The 16,088-nt window shown below is 47.6% G+C and carries 20 protein-coding genes; 11 read left to right on the forward strand and 9 right to left on the reverse strand.

The features are described 5' to 3' along the window. Window position 1: 1 nt before the first annotated feature. Together flgM and flgA are read right to left on the reverse strand one after the other, a co-directional pair. Window positions 2–298, reverse strand: a complete 297-nt coding sequence (gene flgM, locus DMB82_RS08035; RefSeq protein WP_116156116.1) for a flagellar biosynthesis anti-sigma factor FlgM — start codon at window positions 296–298, stop codon at window positions 2–4. A gap of 141 nt (window positions 299–439) precedes the next feature. Further along, window positions 440–1,108: a flagellar basal body P-ring formation chaperone FlgA gene (gene flgA / locus DMB82_RS08040; protein ID WP_102118437.1), complete on the reverse strand. Its 669-nt coding sequence runs from the start codon at window positions 1,106–1,108 to the stop codon at window positions 440–442. A 165-nt stretch (window positions 1,109–1,273) separates the two neighbouring features. Between flgA and flgB the strand changes: the two genes are divergently transcribed. From flgB to flgL, 11 genes are all read left to right on the forward strand, one after another. Further along, on the forward strand, window positions 1,274–1,690 hold the full coding sequence (gene flgB, locus DMB82_RS08045) for a flagellar basal body rod protein FlgB (RefSeq protein WP_102118438.1): 417 nt from the start codon (window positions 1,274–1,276) through the stop codon (window positions 1,688–1,690). 28 nt (window positions 1,691–1,718) lie between these two features. Continuing rightward, on the forward strand, window positions 1,719–2,123 hold the full coding sequence (flgC, locus tag DMB82_RS08050) for a flagellar basal body rod protein FlgC (protein WP_010279553.1): 405 nt from the start codon (window positions 1,719–1,721) through the stop codon (window positions 2,121–2,123). Between the two features lie 15 nt (window positions 2,124–2,138). Beyond that, entirely contained in the window at window positions 2,139–2,813 is a 675-nt protein-coding gene (flgD, locus tag DMB82_RS08055; RefSeq protein WP_116162539.1) for a flagellar hook assembly protein FlgD, read from the forward strand. A gap of 74 nt (window positions 2,814–2,887) precedes the next feature. Then, window positions 2,888–4,156 (forward strand): flagellar hook protein FlgE, encoded by a 1,269-nt coding sequence (flgE, locus tag DMB82_RS08060; protein ID WP_116162537.1) that lies wholly within the window; start codon window positions 2,888–2,890, stop codon window positions 4,154–4,156. Between the two features lie 21 nt (window positions 4,157–4,177). Then, entirely contained in the window at window positions 4,178–4,933 is a 756-nt protein-coding gene (locus DMB82_RS08065; RefSeq protein WP_039545084.1) for a flagellar basal body rod protein FlgF, read from the forward strand. Between the two features lie 27 nt (window positions 4,934–4,960). Further along, complete coding sequence (flgG, locus tag DMB82_RS08070; RefSeq protein ID WP_039347440.1) at window positions 4,961–5,743, forward strand: flagellar basal-body rod protein FlgG; 783 nt, start codon at window positions 4,961–4,963, stop codon at window positions 5,741–5,743. 179 nt (window positions 5,744–5,922) lie between these two features. Next, complete coding sequence (gene flgH, locus DMB82_RS08075) at window positions 5,923–6,636, forward strand: flagellar basal body L-ring protein FlgH (protein WP_039545081.1); 714 nt, start codon at window positions 5,923–5,925, stop codon at window positions 6,634–6,636. Between the two features lie 16 nt (window positions 6,637–6,652). Next, window positions 6,653–7,762: a flagellar basal body P-ring protein FlgI gene (locus DMB82_RS08080; RefSeq protein WP_039545079.1), complete on the forward strand. Its 1,110-nt coding sequence runs from the start codon at window positions 6,653–6,655 to the stop codon at window positions 7,760–7,762. Further along, a complete protein-coding gene (gene flgJ, locus DMB82_RS08085; protein WP_116162534.1) occupies window positions 7,762–8,724 on the forward strand; it encodes a flagellar assembly peptidoglycan hydrolase FlgJ in 963 nt (320 codons plus the stop codon). Before DMB82_RS08080 ends, flgJ begins: the two co-directional genes overlap by 1 nt. Window positions 8,725–8,849: 125 nt before the next feature. Next, window positions 8,850–10,532 carry a flagellar hook-associated protein FlgK gene (flgK, locus tag DMB82_RS08090; protein WP_116162532.1) on the forward strand — a complete coding sequence of 561 codons (1,683 nt, stop codon included), beginning with the start codon at window positions 8,850–8,852 and terminating at the stop codon, window positions 10,530–10,532. 31 nt (window positions 10,533–10,563) lie between these two features. Next, window positions 10,564–11,520, forward strand: coding sequence for a flagellar hook-associated protein FlgL (flgL, locus tag DMB82_RS08095; RefSeq protein ID WP_116162530.1), 957 nt, complete (start codon window positions 10,564–10,566; stop codon window positions 11,518–11,520). 360 nt (window positions 11,521–11,880) lie between these two features. On the opposite strand, the gene fliR is transcribed toward flgL, so the two are convergent. The 7 genes from fliR to fliL are packed head-to-tail and all read right to left on the reverse strand — an operon-like array spanning window position 11,881 to window position 16,055. Continuing rightward, a complete protein-coding gene (fliR, locus tag DMB82_RS08100) occupies window positions 11,881–12,666 on the reverse strand; it encodes a flagellar biosynthetic protein FliR (RefSeq protein ID WP_102118444.1) in 786 nt (261 codons plus the stop codon). Window positions 12,667–12,668: 2 nt separating this feature from the next. Continuing rightward, window positions 12,669–12,938, reverse strand: a complete 270-nt coding sequence (gene fliQ / locus DMB82_RS08105; RefSeq protein WP_010279609.1) for a flagellar biosynthesis protein FliQ — start codon at window positions 12,936–12,938, stop codon at window positions 12,669–12,671. A gap of 20 nt (window positions 12,939–12,958) precedes the next feature. Beyond that, window positions 12,959–13,732, reverse strand: a complete 774-nt coding sequence (gene fliP / locus DMB82_RS08110; protein ID WP_102118445.1) for a flagellar type III secretion system pore protein FliP — start codon at window positions 13,730–13,732, stop codon at window positions 12,959–12,961. Next, window positions 13,729–14,151, reverse strand: coding sequence for a flagellar biosynthetic protein FliO (gene fliO, locus DMB82_RS08115; RefSeq protein ID WP_102118446.1), 423 nt, complete (start codon window positions 14,149–14,151; stop codon window positions 13,729–13,731). The genes fliP and fliO overlap by 4 nt, the downstream gene beginning before the upstream one ends. Then, a complete protein-coding gene (gene fliN / locus DMB82_RS08120) occupies window positions 14,151–14,564 on the reverse strand; it encodes a flagellar motor switch protein FliN (RefSeq protein ID WP_102118447.1) in 414 nt (137 codons plus the stop codon). Before fliN ends, fliO begins: the two co-directional genes overlap by 1 nt. Then, window positions 14,557–15,570 carry a flagellar motor switch protein FliM gene (gene fliM, locus DMB82_RS08125; protein WP_102118448.1) on the reverse strand — a complete coding sequence of 338 codons (1,014 nt, stop codon included), beginning with the start codon at window positions 15,568–15,570 and terminating at the stop codon, window positions 14,557–14,559. The genes fliN and fliM overlap by 8 nt, the downstream gene beginning before the upstream one ends. Before the next feature lie 5 nt (window positions 15,571–15,575). Then, the gene (fliL, locus tag DMB82_RS08130) at window positions 15,576–16,055 is read right to left on the reverse strand and encodes a flagellar basal body-associated protein FliL (RefSeq protein WP_102118449.1); all 480 of its coding nucleotides are present in this window, start codon (window positions 16,053–16,055) and stop codon (window positions 15,576–15,578) included. Between the last annotated feature and the right edge of the window lie 33 nt (window positions 16,056–16,088).

The following is a 16,088-nucleotide window of genomic DNA, read 5'->3' on the forward strand; positions in this document are numbered from 1 at the left end:
ATTAATTACCTGCTAAAAAATCCTGCGTCTCTTTAAGCAGCGCATCCGCGATTTTTCCGGCGTCCATGTTAAGTGAGCCATCACGAATTGCCTGCTTCAAGGTTTCAACCCGGTTCATGTCTATGTCGTGCGTACCTGGCTGCATCAACTTTGCCTGCGCATCGCTCAGCTTCACCTGCGTTGCACTTACTTCAGACTGGACTTCAGTCTGTGTACGTTTAGCTTTAGCGATATCGCCAGATTCACGTTGCTGCACTTGACTGACCGGCTTCAGTGACTGGGTGCGATCGATACTCATAATACATCCCTCTAATTTGAGGATAAGTGGTTAATAATCAATGTGTTACAGTGATTTCATCACATTGGTGTTCAATTTTAAAATATCATCATTAATGACTCTGTAACTATCATCGGCAAACATGACTAAATCTTTAATTAATTACTGTGAGATCAGAATAATCCCATCTTTGTTTGCGATTCCGCTGACTATTTGTCCATTTGCCGTTCTGACTCTGACCGCTTGCCCATCTGCCGCGTTGTTCATGGCTTTTCCTTCGCCATTGATTGTAAAGCCTTCCCCTTGGGCAATAATCTGCACTAACTGACCGGCCTTTACGACCCAAGCGCGCCGGATCATAGACGCAGTAATAACCTGGCCAGGCGTGAGATCGCGCAAAAGGACTGCGCCTTGGGCGTCTGGTAACGTCAGTATAGGGCGCAACGGTAATAAATCGAGCCTGCCTTTTGTCAAACGAACGTCTTTTTCCGTCAGCGTGGTTCCTCGATTTATCAGTCTTGCACTGGTGACATAATTCCCAGTTACCTGAACTTCGGTTTGAATGAAGCGACGATGTTGCCCGCAACGTACGGACAGGCTCACATTACCCCACATTTTCGCATTTCCAGGCAGCGTGATTTGCGGCGCTTGGCACTCTGGCCATTGCGATTCTGGCGATTTTACCACAACGTTTACGGTATTCGTGCTTCCCTGAAAGCGTGAGGCAAAAAATTGATTGACCTGTGCAGGAAGGTCGTTGGCATTGACTGCGGTACAAAGGGTGAAAAAACAGGACGCAGCCAGATAGAGGTAATAATGTATTGTTTTCATTCCTGCCCGGCTCTCCTGATTCTGATTATATTGGGCGTTAAGTGTAACGATGCCAGCATGAGGTTAAGGCAATAAATAGCGCTGCATTTAGTGTCTATTCATTCGATGGTATAGCCATCATGAGAATTATCCTACTTACTCCAAATTCTAACTTGCGGAGGGAGCATGCTTGATAAATTAGACGCCTCATTGCGGTTTCAGCAGGAAGCGTTGAACTTGCGTGCCCAGCGGCAGGAAATTCTGGCCGCGAATATTGCCAATGCGGATACGCCAGGATATCAGGCCAGGGATATCGATTTTGCCAGCCAGCTCAGTAAAACGATGGAGCAAGGACGGGTGAACGGTACGGGTATCGCGCTGAAAACCACATCTGTACGGCATATACCAGCACAGAACTTTCAACCGCCGGAACTTGATTTGCTCTATCGTGTACCCGATCAGCCTGCGTTGGATGGTAATACGGTCGATATGGACCGCGAACGCACTAATTTTGCCGATAATAGCCTGAAATATCAATCCAGCCTGACCGTTATTGGCGGACAGATTAAAGGTATGATGTCGGTCCTGCAGTCAGGTTCGTGATCGTAGCGCGATAGGAAGGTAAAGATTCATGTCGTTATTAAATATATTCGAAATTTCAGGCTCAGCGCTTTCTGCGCAATCTCAGCGTCTGAATGTGAGCGCCAGTAACCTGGCTAACGCAGACAGCGTGACGGGGCCTGATGGCGAGCCTTATCGCGCCAAGCAAGTTGTGTTCGAAGTGAATGCCGCTCCGGGGCAGTCTACGGGGGGCGTACGCGTTTCCAATGTTATTGAAGATCCATCACCAGCCCGTCTGGTTTACGAACCGGGCAATCCGCTAGCTGATGGGCAGGGATACGTTCGTATGCCGAATGTCGACCCTGTGGCTGAGATGGTAAACACCATTTCTGCCTCGCGCAGCTATCAGGCAAACGTCGAAGTTTTGAATACGACAAAATCAATGATGCTGAAGACGTTAACCATCGGCCAATAACTGGGATATAAAATAATGTCTATCACAACTAACGATACTTCCTCTGCGGCTAAAACACAGAGTTCATCGTCGACAACGGCGGTCGAGAAGAATAGCAGCGCTGACCTCCAAAACCAATTTTTGACGCTTCTGGTTGCGCAGTTGAAAAATCAGGATCCGACGAACCCGATGAGCAACGACCAGTTGGTCAGCCAACTTGCTCAGCTCAATACCGTCAGCGGTATTGAGAAATTGAACACCACCCTAGGTTCTATTTCTGGCCAGATCAATAATAACCAATCCATGCAGGCAACAACGCTGATTGGGCACAGTGTCATGATCCCTGGAAAAGACATTCTTGTTGGTAAAGAAACCAGTACCCCCTTTGGCGTAGAGCTGGAAAAAGCAGCGGAAGTTGTCACTGTTACTGTCAATGATTCGACAGGTAAAGCCGTACGTACGATCGAACTGGGGACGCTTTCTGCCGGCGTTCACTCATTTAACTGGGATAGTAAACTTTCTGATGGCACGGTTGCGCCTGATGGGGCTTATACCTTCACTGTTGCTGCCAGTACCGGCGGCGCGCAGCAAGTTGTTCAGCCATTGAGCTATGCGGTTGTCAATAGTGTCGTTCGCGGCGATAGCGGTGCATTACTGGATTTAGGACTGCGCGGCAGAGCCACCATGGACGATGTCCGGCAGATTCTGTAACGGTATAAATTTCATGTTATTCCAGTGAAATTCACTATCTGGAATATGACTTAATCAATTCTCTGGAGAGCGACATGAGTTTTTCTCAGGCGATCAGTGGCATTAACGCAGCATCTAATAACTTAGATGTTATTGGTAATAATATTGCTAACTCAGCAACAGTGGGGTTTAAAGCTAGCACGGTTACCTTTGGGGATATGTTTGCAGGGTCGCAAGTCGGCATGGGGGTACAGGTTGCTGCGGTGTTGCAGGATTTTTCTAATGGCACCATCACTTCGTCTTCTCGAGACTTGGATGTTGCGATTAGTAATGGCGCTGGTTTTTATCGTATGCAAGATACTAATGGCACAACTTATTATAGCCGTAATGGTCAATTTATGCTGGATGGGCGTAATATCGTCAACGCACAAGGTATGCAATTGACGGGTTACCCTGCAATAGGGGCTCCACCAGTGATCCAAACAGGGGGAGATCCCCAGCCACTGACTATTCCTGATGGTGATATGTTTGCTAGTGCGACGACTACAGCATCTTTGATCGCGAGCTTGAAGTCATCTGACTCTGTACCAGCCAGGCCTTGGGTTGCTGCCAATCCTAATGCTACACCTCCAGTATTAAGTACAGAGGGTCAAGAAGGGACCTTTAACAGTACAACGTCATTGACGACTTATGATAGTCAGGGTAATAAGCACAACTTTACGCTGTACTTTGTTAAAACTGGCGATAATAACTGGAAGACCTATGCGCGCGATGCTTCTGCAGCATCCCCTGAATATCAAGATGTAGGTAATCTGGTTTTTGGCGCTAACGGTGCATTACAATCTCAGAACCCGACCCCTGTTAATGGTGTAACGCCAGGAGCCCTTACACTTAAGCTCGCGGGAACTAATGGCGCAGCGCAGGGTACGTTCACACTCGATTTCACTGGTAGCGTGCAGCAAAACACGGACTATAGCTATAAAAGTCCCGTTCAGAATGGCTATGCGCCAGGTGCTCTGACAGGATTTGCTATCCAAGGCGATGGTACGATCGAAGGCAGCTATAACAATGGTCAGAAACAAGCATTAGGTCAGATTGTATTAGTGGGCTTTGCTAACCCAGGTGGTTTAGTGCCTAACGGGGATAACGTATGGTCGGAAACTGCAAGTTCTGGACAGGCTGTTGTTGGTGTTGCGGGTTCAGGAAATTTAGGTCGTCTCATCGGTAAATCAACGGAAGCGTCAAATGTGGATATGGGGCAAGAACTGGTCAACATGATTGTTGCGCAGCGTAACTATCAGTCAAACGCGCAGACCATCAAAACGCAGGACTCCATTCTGCAAACATTGGTTAGCATGCGTTAATTATCCTAACGGGGACATTGCATGGATCACGCGATTTATACGGCAATGGGTGGCGCGAGCCAGTCATTGGAAAAGCAGGCGATTACGGCGAACAACTTGGCCAATGCTTCAACACCGGGTTTTCGGGCTCAGCTATCTGCACTGCGCGCTGTGCCGGTCAATGGGGTGACACTGCCCACCCGAACGCTGGTTGTCGCTTCAACGCCTGGCGCTGACATGACTGAAGGCGTGATGAATTATACTGGTCGTGCAATGGATGTCGCTTTACCGAAAGAGAGTTGGCTGGCAGTGCAAACGGCTGACGGCGGTGAAGCGTACACTCGTAATGGTAATATGGAGATCAACGCGGATGGGCAGTTGACTATCCAGGGGCGTGTAGTTATGGGGGATGGCGGACCGATTGACATCCCTCCACAGGCTCAGATCAGCATTTCTCCTGATGGTACAATTTCTGCGCTTAATGCTGGGGATCCGCCGAATACGATCGCCCAGTTGGGGCGCTTGAAGCTCGTCAAGGCTACCGGACAAGAAGTTGAGCGGTCTGATGACGGATTATTTCGCTTGACGCAACAGGCTCAACAACAACGTGGTAATGTTCTGCAAAATGATCCCACTGTGCGTATTATGCCGGGTGTGATCGAAGGCAGTAATGTGAACACAGTCGATACCATGGTCGATATGATTGCCAATGCGCGACGCTTTGAAATGCAGATGAAAATCATTAGTAGCGTCGACGATAATGCACAACGCGCTAATCAGATATTAGCAATGGGTTAAGCGCCGAGTGCGCACAGGAGTGAATAAATGATCCGTTCTTTGTGGATTGCCAAAACCGGCCTGAATGCTCAGCAAACCAATATGGACGTTATTTCCAATAACTTGGCAAACGTCAGCACTAATGGTTTCAAGCGTCAGCGTGCGGTATTTGAAGACTTGATGTATCAAACCATTCGTCAGCCTGGTGCTCAATCTTCAGAGCAAACTATGCTACCATCTGGTTTACAACTCGGTACTGGAGTTCGTCCGGTATCAACAGAGCGTATTCATACTCAAGGGACGTTTTCCGAGACCGGTAATTCGAAAGACGTTGCCATTAAAGGCCAAGGGTTCTTTCAGGTGCAGTTGCCTGATGGTACAACGGCTTACACGCGTGACGGTGCCTTCCAACTTGATGGTAACGGCCAGTTAGTGACGTCCAGTGGTTATCAGGTTCAGCCAGCGATTACCGTTCCAGCGAATGCGACGGAACTGAATATAGGCCGTGACGGTATTGTCAGCGTTAAATTGCAGGGGCAGGCGGCAACAAACCAGATTGGCCAGTTGACACTGACAACCTTTATTAACGATAGCGGCCTTGAGAGCATGGGCGAAAACTTGTATCTCGAAACCGCGAGCTCTGGCGCGCCGAATGAAACAAACCCAGGGTTGAATGGCGCGGGTCTGCTGTATCAGAAATATGTCGAAACCTCCAACGTTAATGTGGCAGAGGAATTGGTATCGATGATTCAGACTCAGCGTGCTTACGAAATCAACAGTAAAGCTATTTCTTCTTCTGACCAAATGTTGCAGAAATTGACCCAGCTGTAATGGTAGGTAGCCTACTAATTTCAGGCGCGAGAGCGGGTGCTCTGGTTGCCTGATAGTAGCAATATAGACAGTTAACGAGGTAATGATGGCCATAAGCACCCGATGGGTGGGTAGTATGGTTTTGATTTACCCCGTGAATAGGTGAAATAGATTAATTTAAGGCGATATCCGCAGTGATAATGAATGCAAAGTCGGTTATCAAACCACTCCGCCGACACCGTCTGTTGGCATTGATCGCGATGTTAGCACTTAACGGTTGCGCCTATATTCCGCATGATAAAGTTGTCACTGGGCCTACGACTGCTCAGCCTGGATCGCCCGTATTAGCGGGGCCAAATGGTTCTATTTTTCAAACTGTACAGCCGATGAATTATGGTTATCAGCCGATGTTTGAGGATCGTCGCCCACGAAATATTGGCGACACATTGACGATCGTGCTGCAGGAAAATGTGAGCGCGAGTAAAAGTTCGTCTGCCAATGCAAGTCGCGATGGTTCATCCACGTTTGGCCTGACTGCGGTACCGCGCTATCTTGAAGGGCCGTTGGGTAATAACCGAGCCTCCCTGAATGCAACTGGAACAAACGAATTTACTGGGCAAGGTGGTGCGAATGCAAACAACACCTTCAGCGGTACGATTACGGTCACCGTGGGTCAAGTCCTCGCTAATGGCAACCTGCAAGTCGTTGGCGAAAAACAAATTGCCATCAATCAGGGAACAGAGTTTATCCGTTTCTCTGGCGTAGTAAATCCGAGAACCATCAGCGGTAATAACTCGGTGCCATCAACGCAGGTTGCGGATGCGCGGATTGAATATGTCGGTAACGGTTATATTAACGAAGCGCAAAACATGGGCTGGTTACAGCGGTTCTTCCTCAATGTTTCTCCGTTCTAAGCTTAAGAGGCCTGCCATGCGGATTGCATCATTTTTCACTGTACTGCTGACGTTACTGACGCTGAATATTGTCCCTGCGTCGGCAGAGAGAATTCGCGATCTGGTGAATATCCAGGGCGTACGCGGTAATGCCTTAATTGGTTACGGTTTAGTGGTTGGCCTAGATGGTTCTGGCGATCAGACTATGCAGACGCCGTTTACCACGCAAAGCTTAACTAACATGCTTTCTCAGTTAGGGATTACCGTTCCTGCTGGAACCAACATGCAGTTGAAGAATGTGGCTGCGGTGATGGTAACGGCGGAACTCCCGCCTTTTGGCAGATCAGGCCAAAATATTGATGTTGTTGTGTCTTCGCTCGGTAACGCAAAGAGCTTGCGAGGCGGAACGCTGCTGATGACCCCATTGAAAGGGGTAGACAACCAGGTTTATGCACTGGCGCAGGGGAACGTTTTGGTTGGTGGTGCTGGTGCCTCCGCTGGTGGGAGCAGTGTTCAGGTTAACCAACTTGCAGGCGGACGAATCAGTAACGGTGCGGTTATTGAGCGGGAGTTACCGAGTACGTTTGGCACGTCAAATACGATAGTACTGCAGCTGAAGAATGACGACTTCTCAATGGCGCAGAAAGTCAGCGATGCAATCAATCGTTCTGGATATGGTGGTACAGCGACGCCGCTGGATTCTCGTACCATCCAGGTACTTGCCCCGCATGGCAATAGTTCTCAGGTTCGTTTTTTGGCCGATGTCCAAAATATTGAAGTCAACGTCGGTATTCAGGATGCCAAGGTAATTATTAATTCTCGTACCGGATCTGTCGTAATGAACCGCGATGTCACGCTGGATAGCTGTGCTATCGCCCAGGGTAACCTCTCCGTGACGATCAATCAGCAGGCCAACGTTAGCCAACCTAATACCCCATTTGGGGGGGGGCAGACGGTTGTGACTCCGCAAACAGAGATCTCGGTTCAGCAAGCCGGCGGTGCTTTACAACGTGTTAATTCCAGCGCCAACCTCAACAATGTCGTGCGTGCATTGAATTCCTTAGGCGCGACGCCGATGGAGCTGATGTCTATTCTGCAGGCGATGCAAAGTGCTGGCTGCTTGCGTGCCAAACTGGAAATTATCTGATGAGTGATATGCAGACGCTGAATAACGCGGCCTATGATGCGCAGTCCCTGAATACGCTGAAGCGTGAAGTTTCAGGTAATCCTCAAAGCAAAGAGGGCATCCGCGCGGTTGCGCAACAAATGGAAGGCGTGTTTGTACAATTGATGATGAAAAGCATGCGTTCTGCGATTCCGCAGGACGGGCTTTTCAACAGCGATCAGACGCGTCTGTATACCTCAATGTATGACCAGCAAATTGCTCAAGAGATCTCAACTAAAGGCAAGGGGCTTGGGCTTGCGGATGTCATGGTTGAGCAATTGACTCGGCAATCCCCAGAGGCCACGGCGGCTAAAGCCGCTGTTCCCTCTGTTCCATTAATATTTGATGGTGATGTGCTTAAAAGCATGCCAATGGCGGCTGTGGAACAGATGGTACGTAAAGCGCTGCCCAAATTGCCCACTACGGGTTCAGCGTTGCCGCTATCCGATAGTAATTTTGTGTCTCAGATTTCCTTACCCGCTCAGATTGCCAGCCAGCATAGCGGTATCCCTCATCACCTGATCATCGCTCAGGCTGCGCTTGAATCTGGCTGGGGACAGCGTGAAATCCCTACCGAAGATGGGCGCCCAAGCCACAATCTATTCGGCATTAAGGCCGGCGGCAGTTGGAATGGACCAACCACTGAGATAACCACGACAGAATATGAGCAAGGTGTGGCTAAAAAGGTAAAAGCCAGCTTCAGAGTTTACGATTCCTATATTGAAGCTATTGGCGATTATGTGAAATTGTTGACCAATAACCCCCGCTACTCTGCTGTGATGAGTGCCGGAACGGCTGAGCAAGCGGCACATGCATTGCAAAAAGCGGGTTATGCAACGGACCCGCAATATGCTCAGAAGCTGGTTAACATGATCCAGCAAATGAAGCATTCAGGTGAGAAAGTGGCAAAAGCGTACACTCATGATTTGAGCCAGCTATTTTGACTTTTTTATTCAAGATTTGTGCTTTCTGACCGATAAAGTAATTAACTTATGTAGCGTAATTGCTGCTTTCAGCATTTAGTTAACTGCGCAGGGCGAAAAAGCCTGTGTAAAAGGAACAACACCCTATGTCCAATTTACTTAACACTGCGATGAGTGGCTTAAAAGGTGCACAGGTTGCGCTGAGTGTCGTGAGTAACAACATTAGTAATCAGGCTGTTACCGGATATAGTCGGCAAAATGCGATACTTGAGCAGACAATAAGTAGTGCTACGTCAGCTGGATATGTGGGAAATGGTGTCAATACCGTTAGTATCAATCGCCAGTATAATGAATTTATTACCAATCAATTGCGTTCGGCGCAGACGACAAGTAGCTCGGTTTCCGCTTACTACGAGCAAATTTCCAAGATTGATAATCTGCTGGCCAGTAGTACGACTAGCCTGTCATCAACCATACAGGGCTTCTTTTCTAACCTGCAAAATCTCACCAGTAACGCAGGTGATTCGTCGACTCGTCAAACTGTACTGGGCAAAGCTGAAGGGCTGGTAAACCAATTCAAGGTCACGGATAAATATCTGCGTGACATGGACAGCGGTCTAAATACGCAAATTCAAAGCACTGTCGGCCAAGTGAATACTTACACCAAACAAATTGCATCTTTAAATGACGAAATCAATCGCTTATTAGGATCAAATAATGGTGCAATGCCTAATGATCTTCTTGATCAGCGTGATTATCTGGTCGACCAACTGAATAAATTAGTCGGCGTTGATGTCGTCATTCAGGATGGAACGGTTTATAACGTTGCATTAAAAAATGGGACTAACTTAGTGCAGGCGGGGAGTAGTCAGCAATTGATAGCAATGGGGTCGAGTAGCGATGCCACTCGCCTCACTATTGGTTACAAAGACCAAGCTGATAATATCTATACCTTGAATGAGAGTACGTTAACGGGCGGTTCATTAGGGGGATTGCTCTCCTTTCGTTCAGAGACGCTGGATGGGGCACGCAATCAGCTAGGGCAGTTAGCGCTGTCATTTGCTGATGCATTTAATGTTCAACATCAAAAAGGTTATGACCGTGATGGCGTTAAAGGCGGTGATTTCTTCTCTTTTGGTAAAGCGGTTGCCCTGAATGACAGTAAAAACAGTGGTAATGCGGTACTAACACCATCTTATACCGATACCAAAGACGTACAGGCAACCAATTATTCGATTAAATATGATGGTGCTAATTGGCAAGTGACCCGTTTATCTGATAATTCAAAATTTACCGCCGCAGTAACAACCGCAGGGGCTCCGCCCGAGAGCAGTCTGAATTTTGATGGCATCAAAATGAGCATTACAGGGACACCTGCAACGAATGATAGCTTCCTGCTTAAGCCGGTCAATGACGCTATTATTGATATGTCAGTAGCTATTTCTGATCCGAATAAAATTGCAGCAGCATCTGCTTTTGATGCAACGGGTAATTCTATTCCTTTCGGTGGTGTGAGTGATAACACCAATGCTAAAGCATTGCTTGCTCTGCAGAATGAAAAAATAGTAGGTCGCAAAGCGAGCGTTTCCGGTGCATACGCCAGCTTGGTTGGTGCGATTGGTAACCAGACCAACACGCTGAAGATAAATAATACATCTCAGCAAAACGTTGTTAAGCAACTCACAGCAGAACAGCAGTCCGTATCCGGTGTAAACCTGGATGAAGAATACGGCGATCTGATGCGTTATCAGCAATACTATATGGCCAATGCTCAGGTCATCAAAACAGCCCAATCTATATTTGATGCCCTTTTAGCGGCCCGTAGCTAGTTTGACCATTTAATAAAGAGGAATTAATACCATGCGTTTAAGTACTAGCATGATATATCAGCAAAATATGCAAGGCATTATTAATGGTCAGGCGACGTGGCAAAAAACGGGTGAGCAGTTAGCAACGGGTAAACGTGTCGTAAACCCATCGGATGACCCGATTGCAGCAGCGAATGTTATTATGCTTGGCCAGGCTCAGTCAGAGAACAGCCAATATACGCTAGCGCGTACCTTTGCCAAGCAAAGTATGTCCTTGGAAGATTCTATTTTGGACAAGAGTGTTATCACAATTACTAGTGCCTTAACTGAGGTGATTAGCGGCGGTGGTATTAAGAGTGATGATGATCGCAAATCACATGCGACAGCGTTGCGCGGTATGAAGGCTGAGTTATTGAATTTGGCAAATAGTACCGATGGCAATGGTAATTACATTTTTGCAGGTTATGAAACAGACAAAGCACCTTTTGTTGAGGGAGCTACAGGCGTTAACTATGTCGGCGGAGATAAAGCGATTTCACAGCGTGTCGATGCTGCTAGAGATATGAATGTCAGCCATGTCGGTTCTGCCGTTTTCCTTGAGGCAACAGGAGACGCGAAGAAAGAACCTGATGGCACCACCGTTCAAAAAGATTTATTTAAAACGCTGGACATTGCAATTAAGGCGCTTGAAACCCCGCTTGATGGGGCTGATGATGCAACCAAAGCCGGTGTTGCTGCTGCAATGGATACGGCCAATCGCGGTTTAAACAATACTTTAAATAATGTTTCCGCTGTTCGTGCAGAGTTAGGGATTCAGCTCAATGAGATTGATAATCTTGATGCAATTGGTAAAGATCGCGATGTGACAAATAAAGCGACATTATCACAGTTGCAGGATACAGACTGGTATGAGGCGATTTCATCCTACATCATGCAGCAGTCTTCTCTACAGGCTTCTTATACGGCTTTTCAGAATATGCAAGGCATGTCGTTATTCCAGATGAGATAGTAGTAATAGTTTTTCTATTCTACTTTACGGTTTGAATACGCTTAAACCGGGCGTATTTTTTAGGCGTGTCACTCCTTTTATTATATTGAATGGATGACATGCCATTTTTTATCCCCCCCAACATCCTCAATTCCCTCTGACATTCTCTTTTATATAACGCCTATTATATTAGTGCATGGGCTGTTTTAGTGCATCGCTATCTGACGCACTTTCCTGGCGCGATTTTGAAAAAATCACAGCGTCGTATAGCCATAGGACGAGCTACAGTAGCAAACTGTAAGGATGTTGGGGGAATAAATATATGCGCCTGGTGTCCGTATTGGCCTCACTTCGACCACTACGGATTGATATAGGGAACGGCTAAGAACTTGATAGTTGAGTGAGAATGTCAGCGAGTAAATCGAATACTTCGCTGAATAAATGCTCTGCAAAGGGTGGGATAAGAGGAAGTAATAAACCTAACGTCATGATTCCCACCGTGAGAGTAATCGGGAAGCCAACGACAAATATCGAGAGTTGGGGGGCCATACGGTTAAGCATGCCTAATGCTAGGTTGATGGTCAGTAATAGCGTTATGATGGGCAATGCCAACATCAGCCCGTTAATAAAGATTAACCCGCCAGCGCGCGCAAGAGCAAGAAAGGCATGACTGTTAATCGGATTAACACTGACGGGCAGAGTATAGAAACTATCTGCTAATAACGAAATCAGCCAGAGGTGCCCATCAAAGGTTAAGAACAATAATATCGCGAGAATATTCATGAAACGGGCAATTATTGGCATGTTCGGGCCACCTGTGGGATCAAAGAAGGTCGCAAAAGCGAGCCCCATTTGTAAGCCAATGAGTTCGCCAGCATGGCGAATAGCGGCAAATGCTAACTGCATTGACAGGCCGAGCGTAACACCGATGAGAATTTGTTGTATTAACAGCCATACGCCCATGACGGAAAAAATAGGCGTGGTATTTAACGGTAAATAGGGCGCAACAAGCAGGGTAATCATTACTCCCAAACCGATTTTTACCCGATTGCCAATTGCTCTTTCGTTAAAGACCGGTGCGGTGCTGATCAGTGCGAGAATTCTGACAAAAGGCCAGAAAAACTGACTGACCCAATTCATCATGTCCCAACTGTTAAACGTCAGCATGCTTACCCAATAATGTTAGGTAACTGGCCGAATAGCGTACGCATATAGTCCAGCATGAGGTTTAACATCCAGGGGCCAGCGATCACTAAGGTGAAGAAGACCGTTAGGATTTTAGGGATAAACGACAGCGTCATTTCGTTTATCTGAGTGGCTGCCTGCAGGAGACTGATAAGCAGCCCGCTGAGTAGTGCGGCCATCAACGGAGGCGCCGCCAACGCCAATGCTACCTTCATTGCCTCATAGCCAAGTGCCATCACCGATTCTGGTGTCATCGTCGCATTCCTCTCTTCGTCTAACTATAAAAACTCTGCGCTAATGAACCGAGTAGCAACTGCCAGCCATCGACTAATACGAAAAGCATGAGTTTAAAAGGCAATGAAATGGTTGCCGGAGGAACCATCATCATCCCCAGTGCCATCAATACGCTGGCAACAACGAGGTCAATGATGAGGAAAGGGATAAACACGGTGAAACCAATTTGGAAAGCAGTTTTTAGCTCACTTGTCACGAATGCGGGGAGAAGTACACGCATGGGCACCGCTTCAGGTCCCTGGATCTCTGGAATTTCTGCCAGCCGGGTAAACAACGCCAAATCGGTTTCCCGAGTCTGCCGCAGCATAAATTCACGTACAGGTTCCGCGCCACGCTCGATGGCGATTTCCATGCTGATTTTATCCTGACTGAAGGGAAGATAGGCTTCGTCATAAACGCGGTTTAATACGGGTGACATGACAAAAAATGTCAGGAAAAGGGTCAATCCGAGCAATATCTGGTTCGGTGGTGCGGTTGGTGTACCCAGCGCATTGCGTAACAAGCTCAGTACAATGATGATTCGGGTGAAGCTGGTCATCATTAACAATGCAGCAGGAAGAAATGTTAATGACGTAAGGAAAACCAGCGTCTGTACGGATAGCGTCCAGCTCTGTCCACCGTTAGGTAGAGGTTGCGTCACAATACCAGGAAGCTGTGCCCACACCGATGGTGCAAACAATAGACCAATGGCGAAAGCGTAGGGCAGTGTGCGAAGCAGGGCGGTGATACGAAAATAATTAGACAAGGCACTCATTCCGATTTTTCCGGACGCTTTAAAACTTTCTTTAACAGTTGATTGAAATCTACCGGCTTGGTGTCACCAGTTGAGGAACTGTCGTTGGTGGGGTGTGCTGTAAGTGTATGCAGCGGTGTGATTTGCTGAGCCGTAACACCTAACACTAGCCAGGTATTATCAACTTCTACAATAACGACACGTTCACGCTGCCCAACTGAGCAACTAGATACGACTTTTAGCAACTTGTTTTGCTTGGCTTGAGGAGCAAAGCCGAGTTTGCGAGCTAGCCAGGCAATCAGCAGAATAAATAATAAAACACCAGCGAGCACACTACCAACCTGTGTCAGTAACATGCTGCCGGTAAGTGGTGGCTCAGTAGCAAGTGTTGACTGTTGACTTGCTACTGGGGCCGGAGAGGATATCGAGGCTATTGCCATTAACGACTCAGGCGGCGCATACGTTCGGATGGTGTCATGATATCTGTAATACGGACACCGTACTTGTCAGATACCACAACCACCTCGCCTTGGGCGATGAGATAGCCATTAATCAGGATATCTAACGGTTCACCGGCTAAGCCATCAAGTGCAACAACAGAGCCCTGAGTCAGGCGCAGTAATTCTTTTATTGTCATTTTGGTCCGGCCAAGCTCAACGGTGAGTTTGACAGGGATGTCCAATATCAGGTCGATATCCTGCAGAGCACCCAACGGATCATGACCCTCTAGCGCCTTAAAAATACCTTCCGTTGTCGGGGCCGGTTTTTCTGCAGCCTGCTGCTCGTTAAATGCATCAGCCCACAGATCGTCCACTGATTCCTTGTCGTCGGACGGCTTCTTGGTGTCACTCATGGGGCTGTTCCTCGTTATCCAGAGAATTCAATATAGGGTTAATCAAATGTTCAACACGCAGGGCATATTGCCCGTTCAATGTGCCATATTGGCTGGTCAGCACGGGCACGCCGTCAACATGAGCGACTATTTTATCAGGTTTGTCGATCGGTAAGACATCGCCGGGCTGTAGCTTCAGAATCTTGGAGAGGCGCAGCGGAATATCAACAAAGCTTGCAACTAATTCCAATTCAGAATGTTGTACCTGCTTGGCTAAGGTGTCCCGCCAGCTCTGATCTTCCTGGCGTGAGTTTTCCAATGGTGGGTTGGCGAGCAATTCGCGCAACGGCTCGATCATTGAAAAAGGAATACAGATGTTAAATTCGCCCGTCAGCGAACCGATTTCAACATGAAACGGTGTCGTCACGACGATATCATTAGGTGACGTCGTGATGTTGGTAAACTTGACCTGCATTTCTGAACGCACGTATTCGATGTCAAGTTTGTAAATCGCATTCCAGGCTTCGCCATAGGCTTCCAGAGCCAGGCGTAACATACGTTTGATTACTCTTTGCTCTGTGTGGGTGAATTCGCGGCCTTCTACTTTCGTCGGAAAACGCCCGTCACCGCCAAAAAGGTTATCTACAGCGATAAACACCAGGCTCGGAGAAAACACAAACAATGCAGTACCGCGTAGCGGTTTTAAGTGGATAAGGTTCAGGTTTGTCGGTACCGGAAGGTTCCTGGCAAACTCATGATAAGGCTGGATCTTAATTCCACCCACGGTAATATCGGGGCTACGACGCAACAGATTAAACAATGCCATTCTGAATTGGCGCGCGAAACGTTCATTAATAATTTCTAATGCCTGTAAACGCTCACGAATAACCCGTCGCTGAGTGTTCGGATCATAGGGTTTAACGTCCCCGTCCGTTTTTGATGTCGCATTGTTATCAGCGTCGCTGTCGCCGCTGTCGCCATTCAATAGTGCATCAATTTCTGCTTGTGAAAGAATACTATCGCCCATAATGGTTACCGCAGTATAAAGGCCGTGAACAGAACATCAGTAACGACCTGGTTAGGTTGACCAGGAACTAATGGTGGGCTTAGCACTTGCTTAATTTGCTCTATCAATTTTTGCTTACCTTGCTCATTGGCAAGCGCAATCGCGTCCTGACGAGAAAGCAGTAATAATAGTCTGCTGCGAACTTCTGGTAGATAATTCGTAAACCGTGTACGCGTGGCTTCATCGGGTAACCGCAGCGTGAATCCAACATATAACACGCGATCAGGGTCATTATCTGCATTGACGAGATTAACGGTAAAGGTATCCAGTGGCATGAAAACAGGCTCTGGTGGTGGCGGCGCTTCCTGCTCAGCCGTTGCTGCGTTTTTCTGATTTAATAGCCACCAGGCGGCGCCCGCAGCGCCAGCCGCAGCGAGAGCAACGATAATCAGTAGTATTAGCCAAAAAGACCGTTTACGTCCTGGTTTAACTTGCATATCAGACATAGCTAAAGAGATTTCCCGTTACTTATCGATATT

The sequence above is a fragment of the Pectobacterium aquaticum genome, assembly GCF_003382565.3.
GTDB lineage: Bacteria > Pseudomonadota > Gammaproteobacteria > Enterobacterales > Enterobacteriaceae > Pectobacterium > Pectobacterium aquaticum.

Excerpts from the sequence above, each read along its gene's own strand:
- flgM (WP_116156116.1), bottom strand. The coding sequence starts at position 298 with ATGAGTATCGATCGCACCCAGTCACTGAAGCCGGTCAGTCAAGTGCAG.
- flgA (WP_102118437.1), bottom strand. The coding sequence starts at position 1,108 with ATGAAAACAATACATTATTACCTCTATCTGGCTGCGTCCTGTTTTTTC.
- flgB (WP_102118438.1), top strand. The coding sequence starts at position 1,274 with ATGCTTGATAAATTAGACGCCTCATTGCGGTTTCAGCAGGAAGCGTTG.
- flgC (WP_010279553.1), top strand. The coding sequence starts at position 1,719 with ATGTCGTTATTAAATATATTCGAAATTTCAGGCTCAGCGCTTTCTGCG.
- flgD (WP_116162539.1), top strand. The coding sequence starts at position 2,139 with ATGTCTATCACAACTAACGATACTTCCTCTGCGGCTAAAACACAGAGT.
- flgE (WP_116162537.1), top strand. The coding sequence starts at position 2,888 with ATGAGTTTTTCTCAGGCGATCAGTGGCATTAACGCAGCATCTAATAAC.
- DMB82_RS08065 (WP_039545084.1), top strand. The coding sequence starts at position 4,178 with ATGGATCACGCGATTTATACGGCAATGGGTGGCGCGAGCCAGTCATTG.
- flgG (WP_039347440.1), top strand. The coding sequence starts at position 4,961 with ATGATCCGTTCTTTGTGGATTGCCAAAACCGGCCTGAATGCTCAGCAA.
- flgH (WP_039545081.1), top strand. The coding sequence starts at position 5,923 with ATGAATGCAAAGTCGGTTATCAAACCACTCCGCCGACACCGTCTGTTG.
- DMB82_RS08080 (WP_039545079.1), top strand. The coding sequence starts at position 6,653 with ATGCGGATTGCATCATTTTTCACTGTACTGCTGACGTTACTGACGCTG.
- flgJ (WP_116162534.1), top strand. The coding sequence starts at position 7,762 with ATGAGTGATATGCAGACGCTGAATAACGCGGCCTATGATGCGCAGTCC.
- flgK (WP_116162532.1), top strand. The coding sequence starts at position 8,850 with ATGTCCAATTTACTTAACACTGCGATGAGTGGCTTAAAAGGTGCACAG.
- flgL (WP_116162530.1), top strand. The coding sequence starts at position 10,564 with ATGCGTTTAAGTACTAGCATGATATATCAGCAAAATATGCAAGGCATT.
- fliR (WP_102118444.1), bottom strand. The coding sequence starts at position 12,666 with ATGCTGACGTTTAACAGTTGGGACATGATGAATTGGGTCAGTCAGTTT.
- fliQ (WP_010279609.1), bottom strand. The coding sequence starts at position 12,938 with ATGACACCAGAATCGGTGATGGCACTTGGCTATGAGGCAATGAAGGTA.
- fliP (WP_102118445.1), bottom strand. The coding sequence starts at position 13,732 with ATGAGTGCCTTGTCTAATTATTTTCGTATCACCGCCCTGCTTCGCACA.
- fliO (WP_102118446.1), bottom strand. The coding sequence starts at position 14,151 with ATGGCAATAGCCTCGATATCCTCTCCGGCCCCAGTAGCAAGTCAACAG.
- fliN (WP_102118447.1), bottom strand. The coding sequence starts at position 14,564 with ATGAGTGACACCAAGAAGCCGTCCGACGACAAGGAATCAGTGGACGAT.
- fliM (WP_102118448.1), bottom strand. The coding sequence starts at position 15,570 with ATGGGCGATAGTATTCTTTCACAAGCAGAAATTGATGCACTATTGAAT.
- fliL (WP_102118449.1), bottom strand. The coding sequence starts at position 16,055 with ATGTCTGATATGCAAGTTAAACCAGGACGTAAACGGTCTTTTTGGCTA.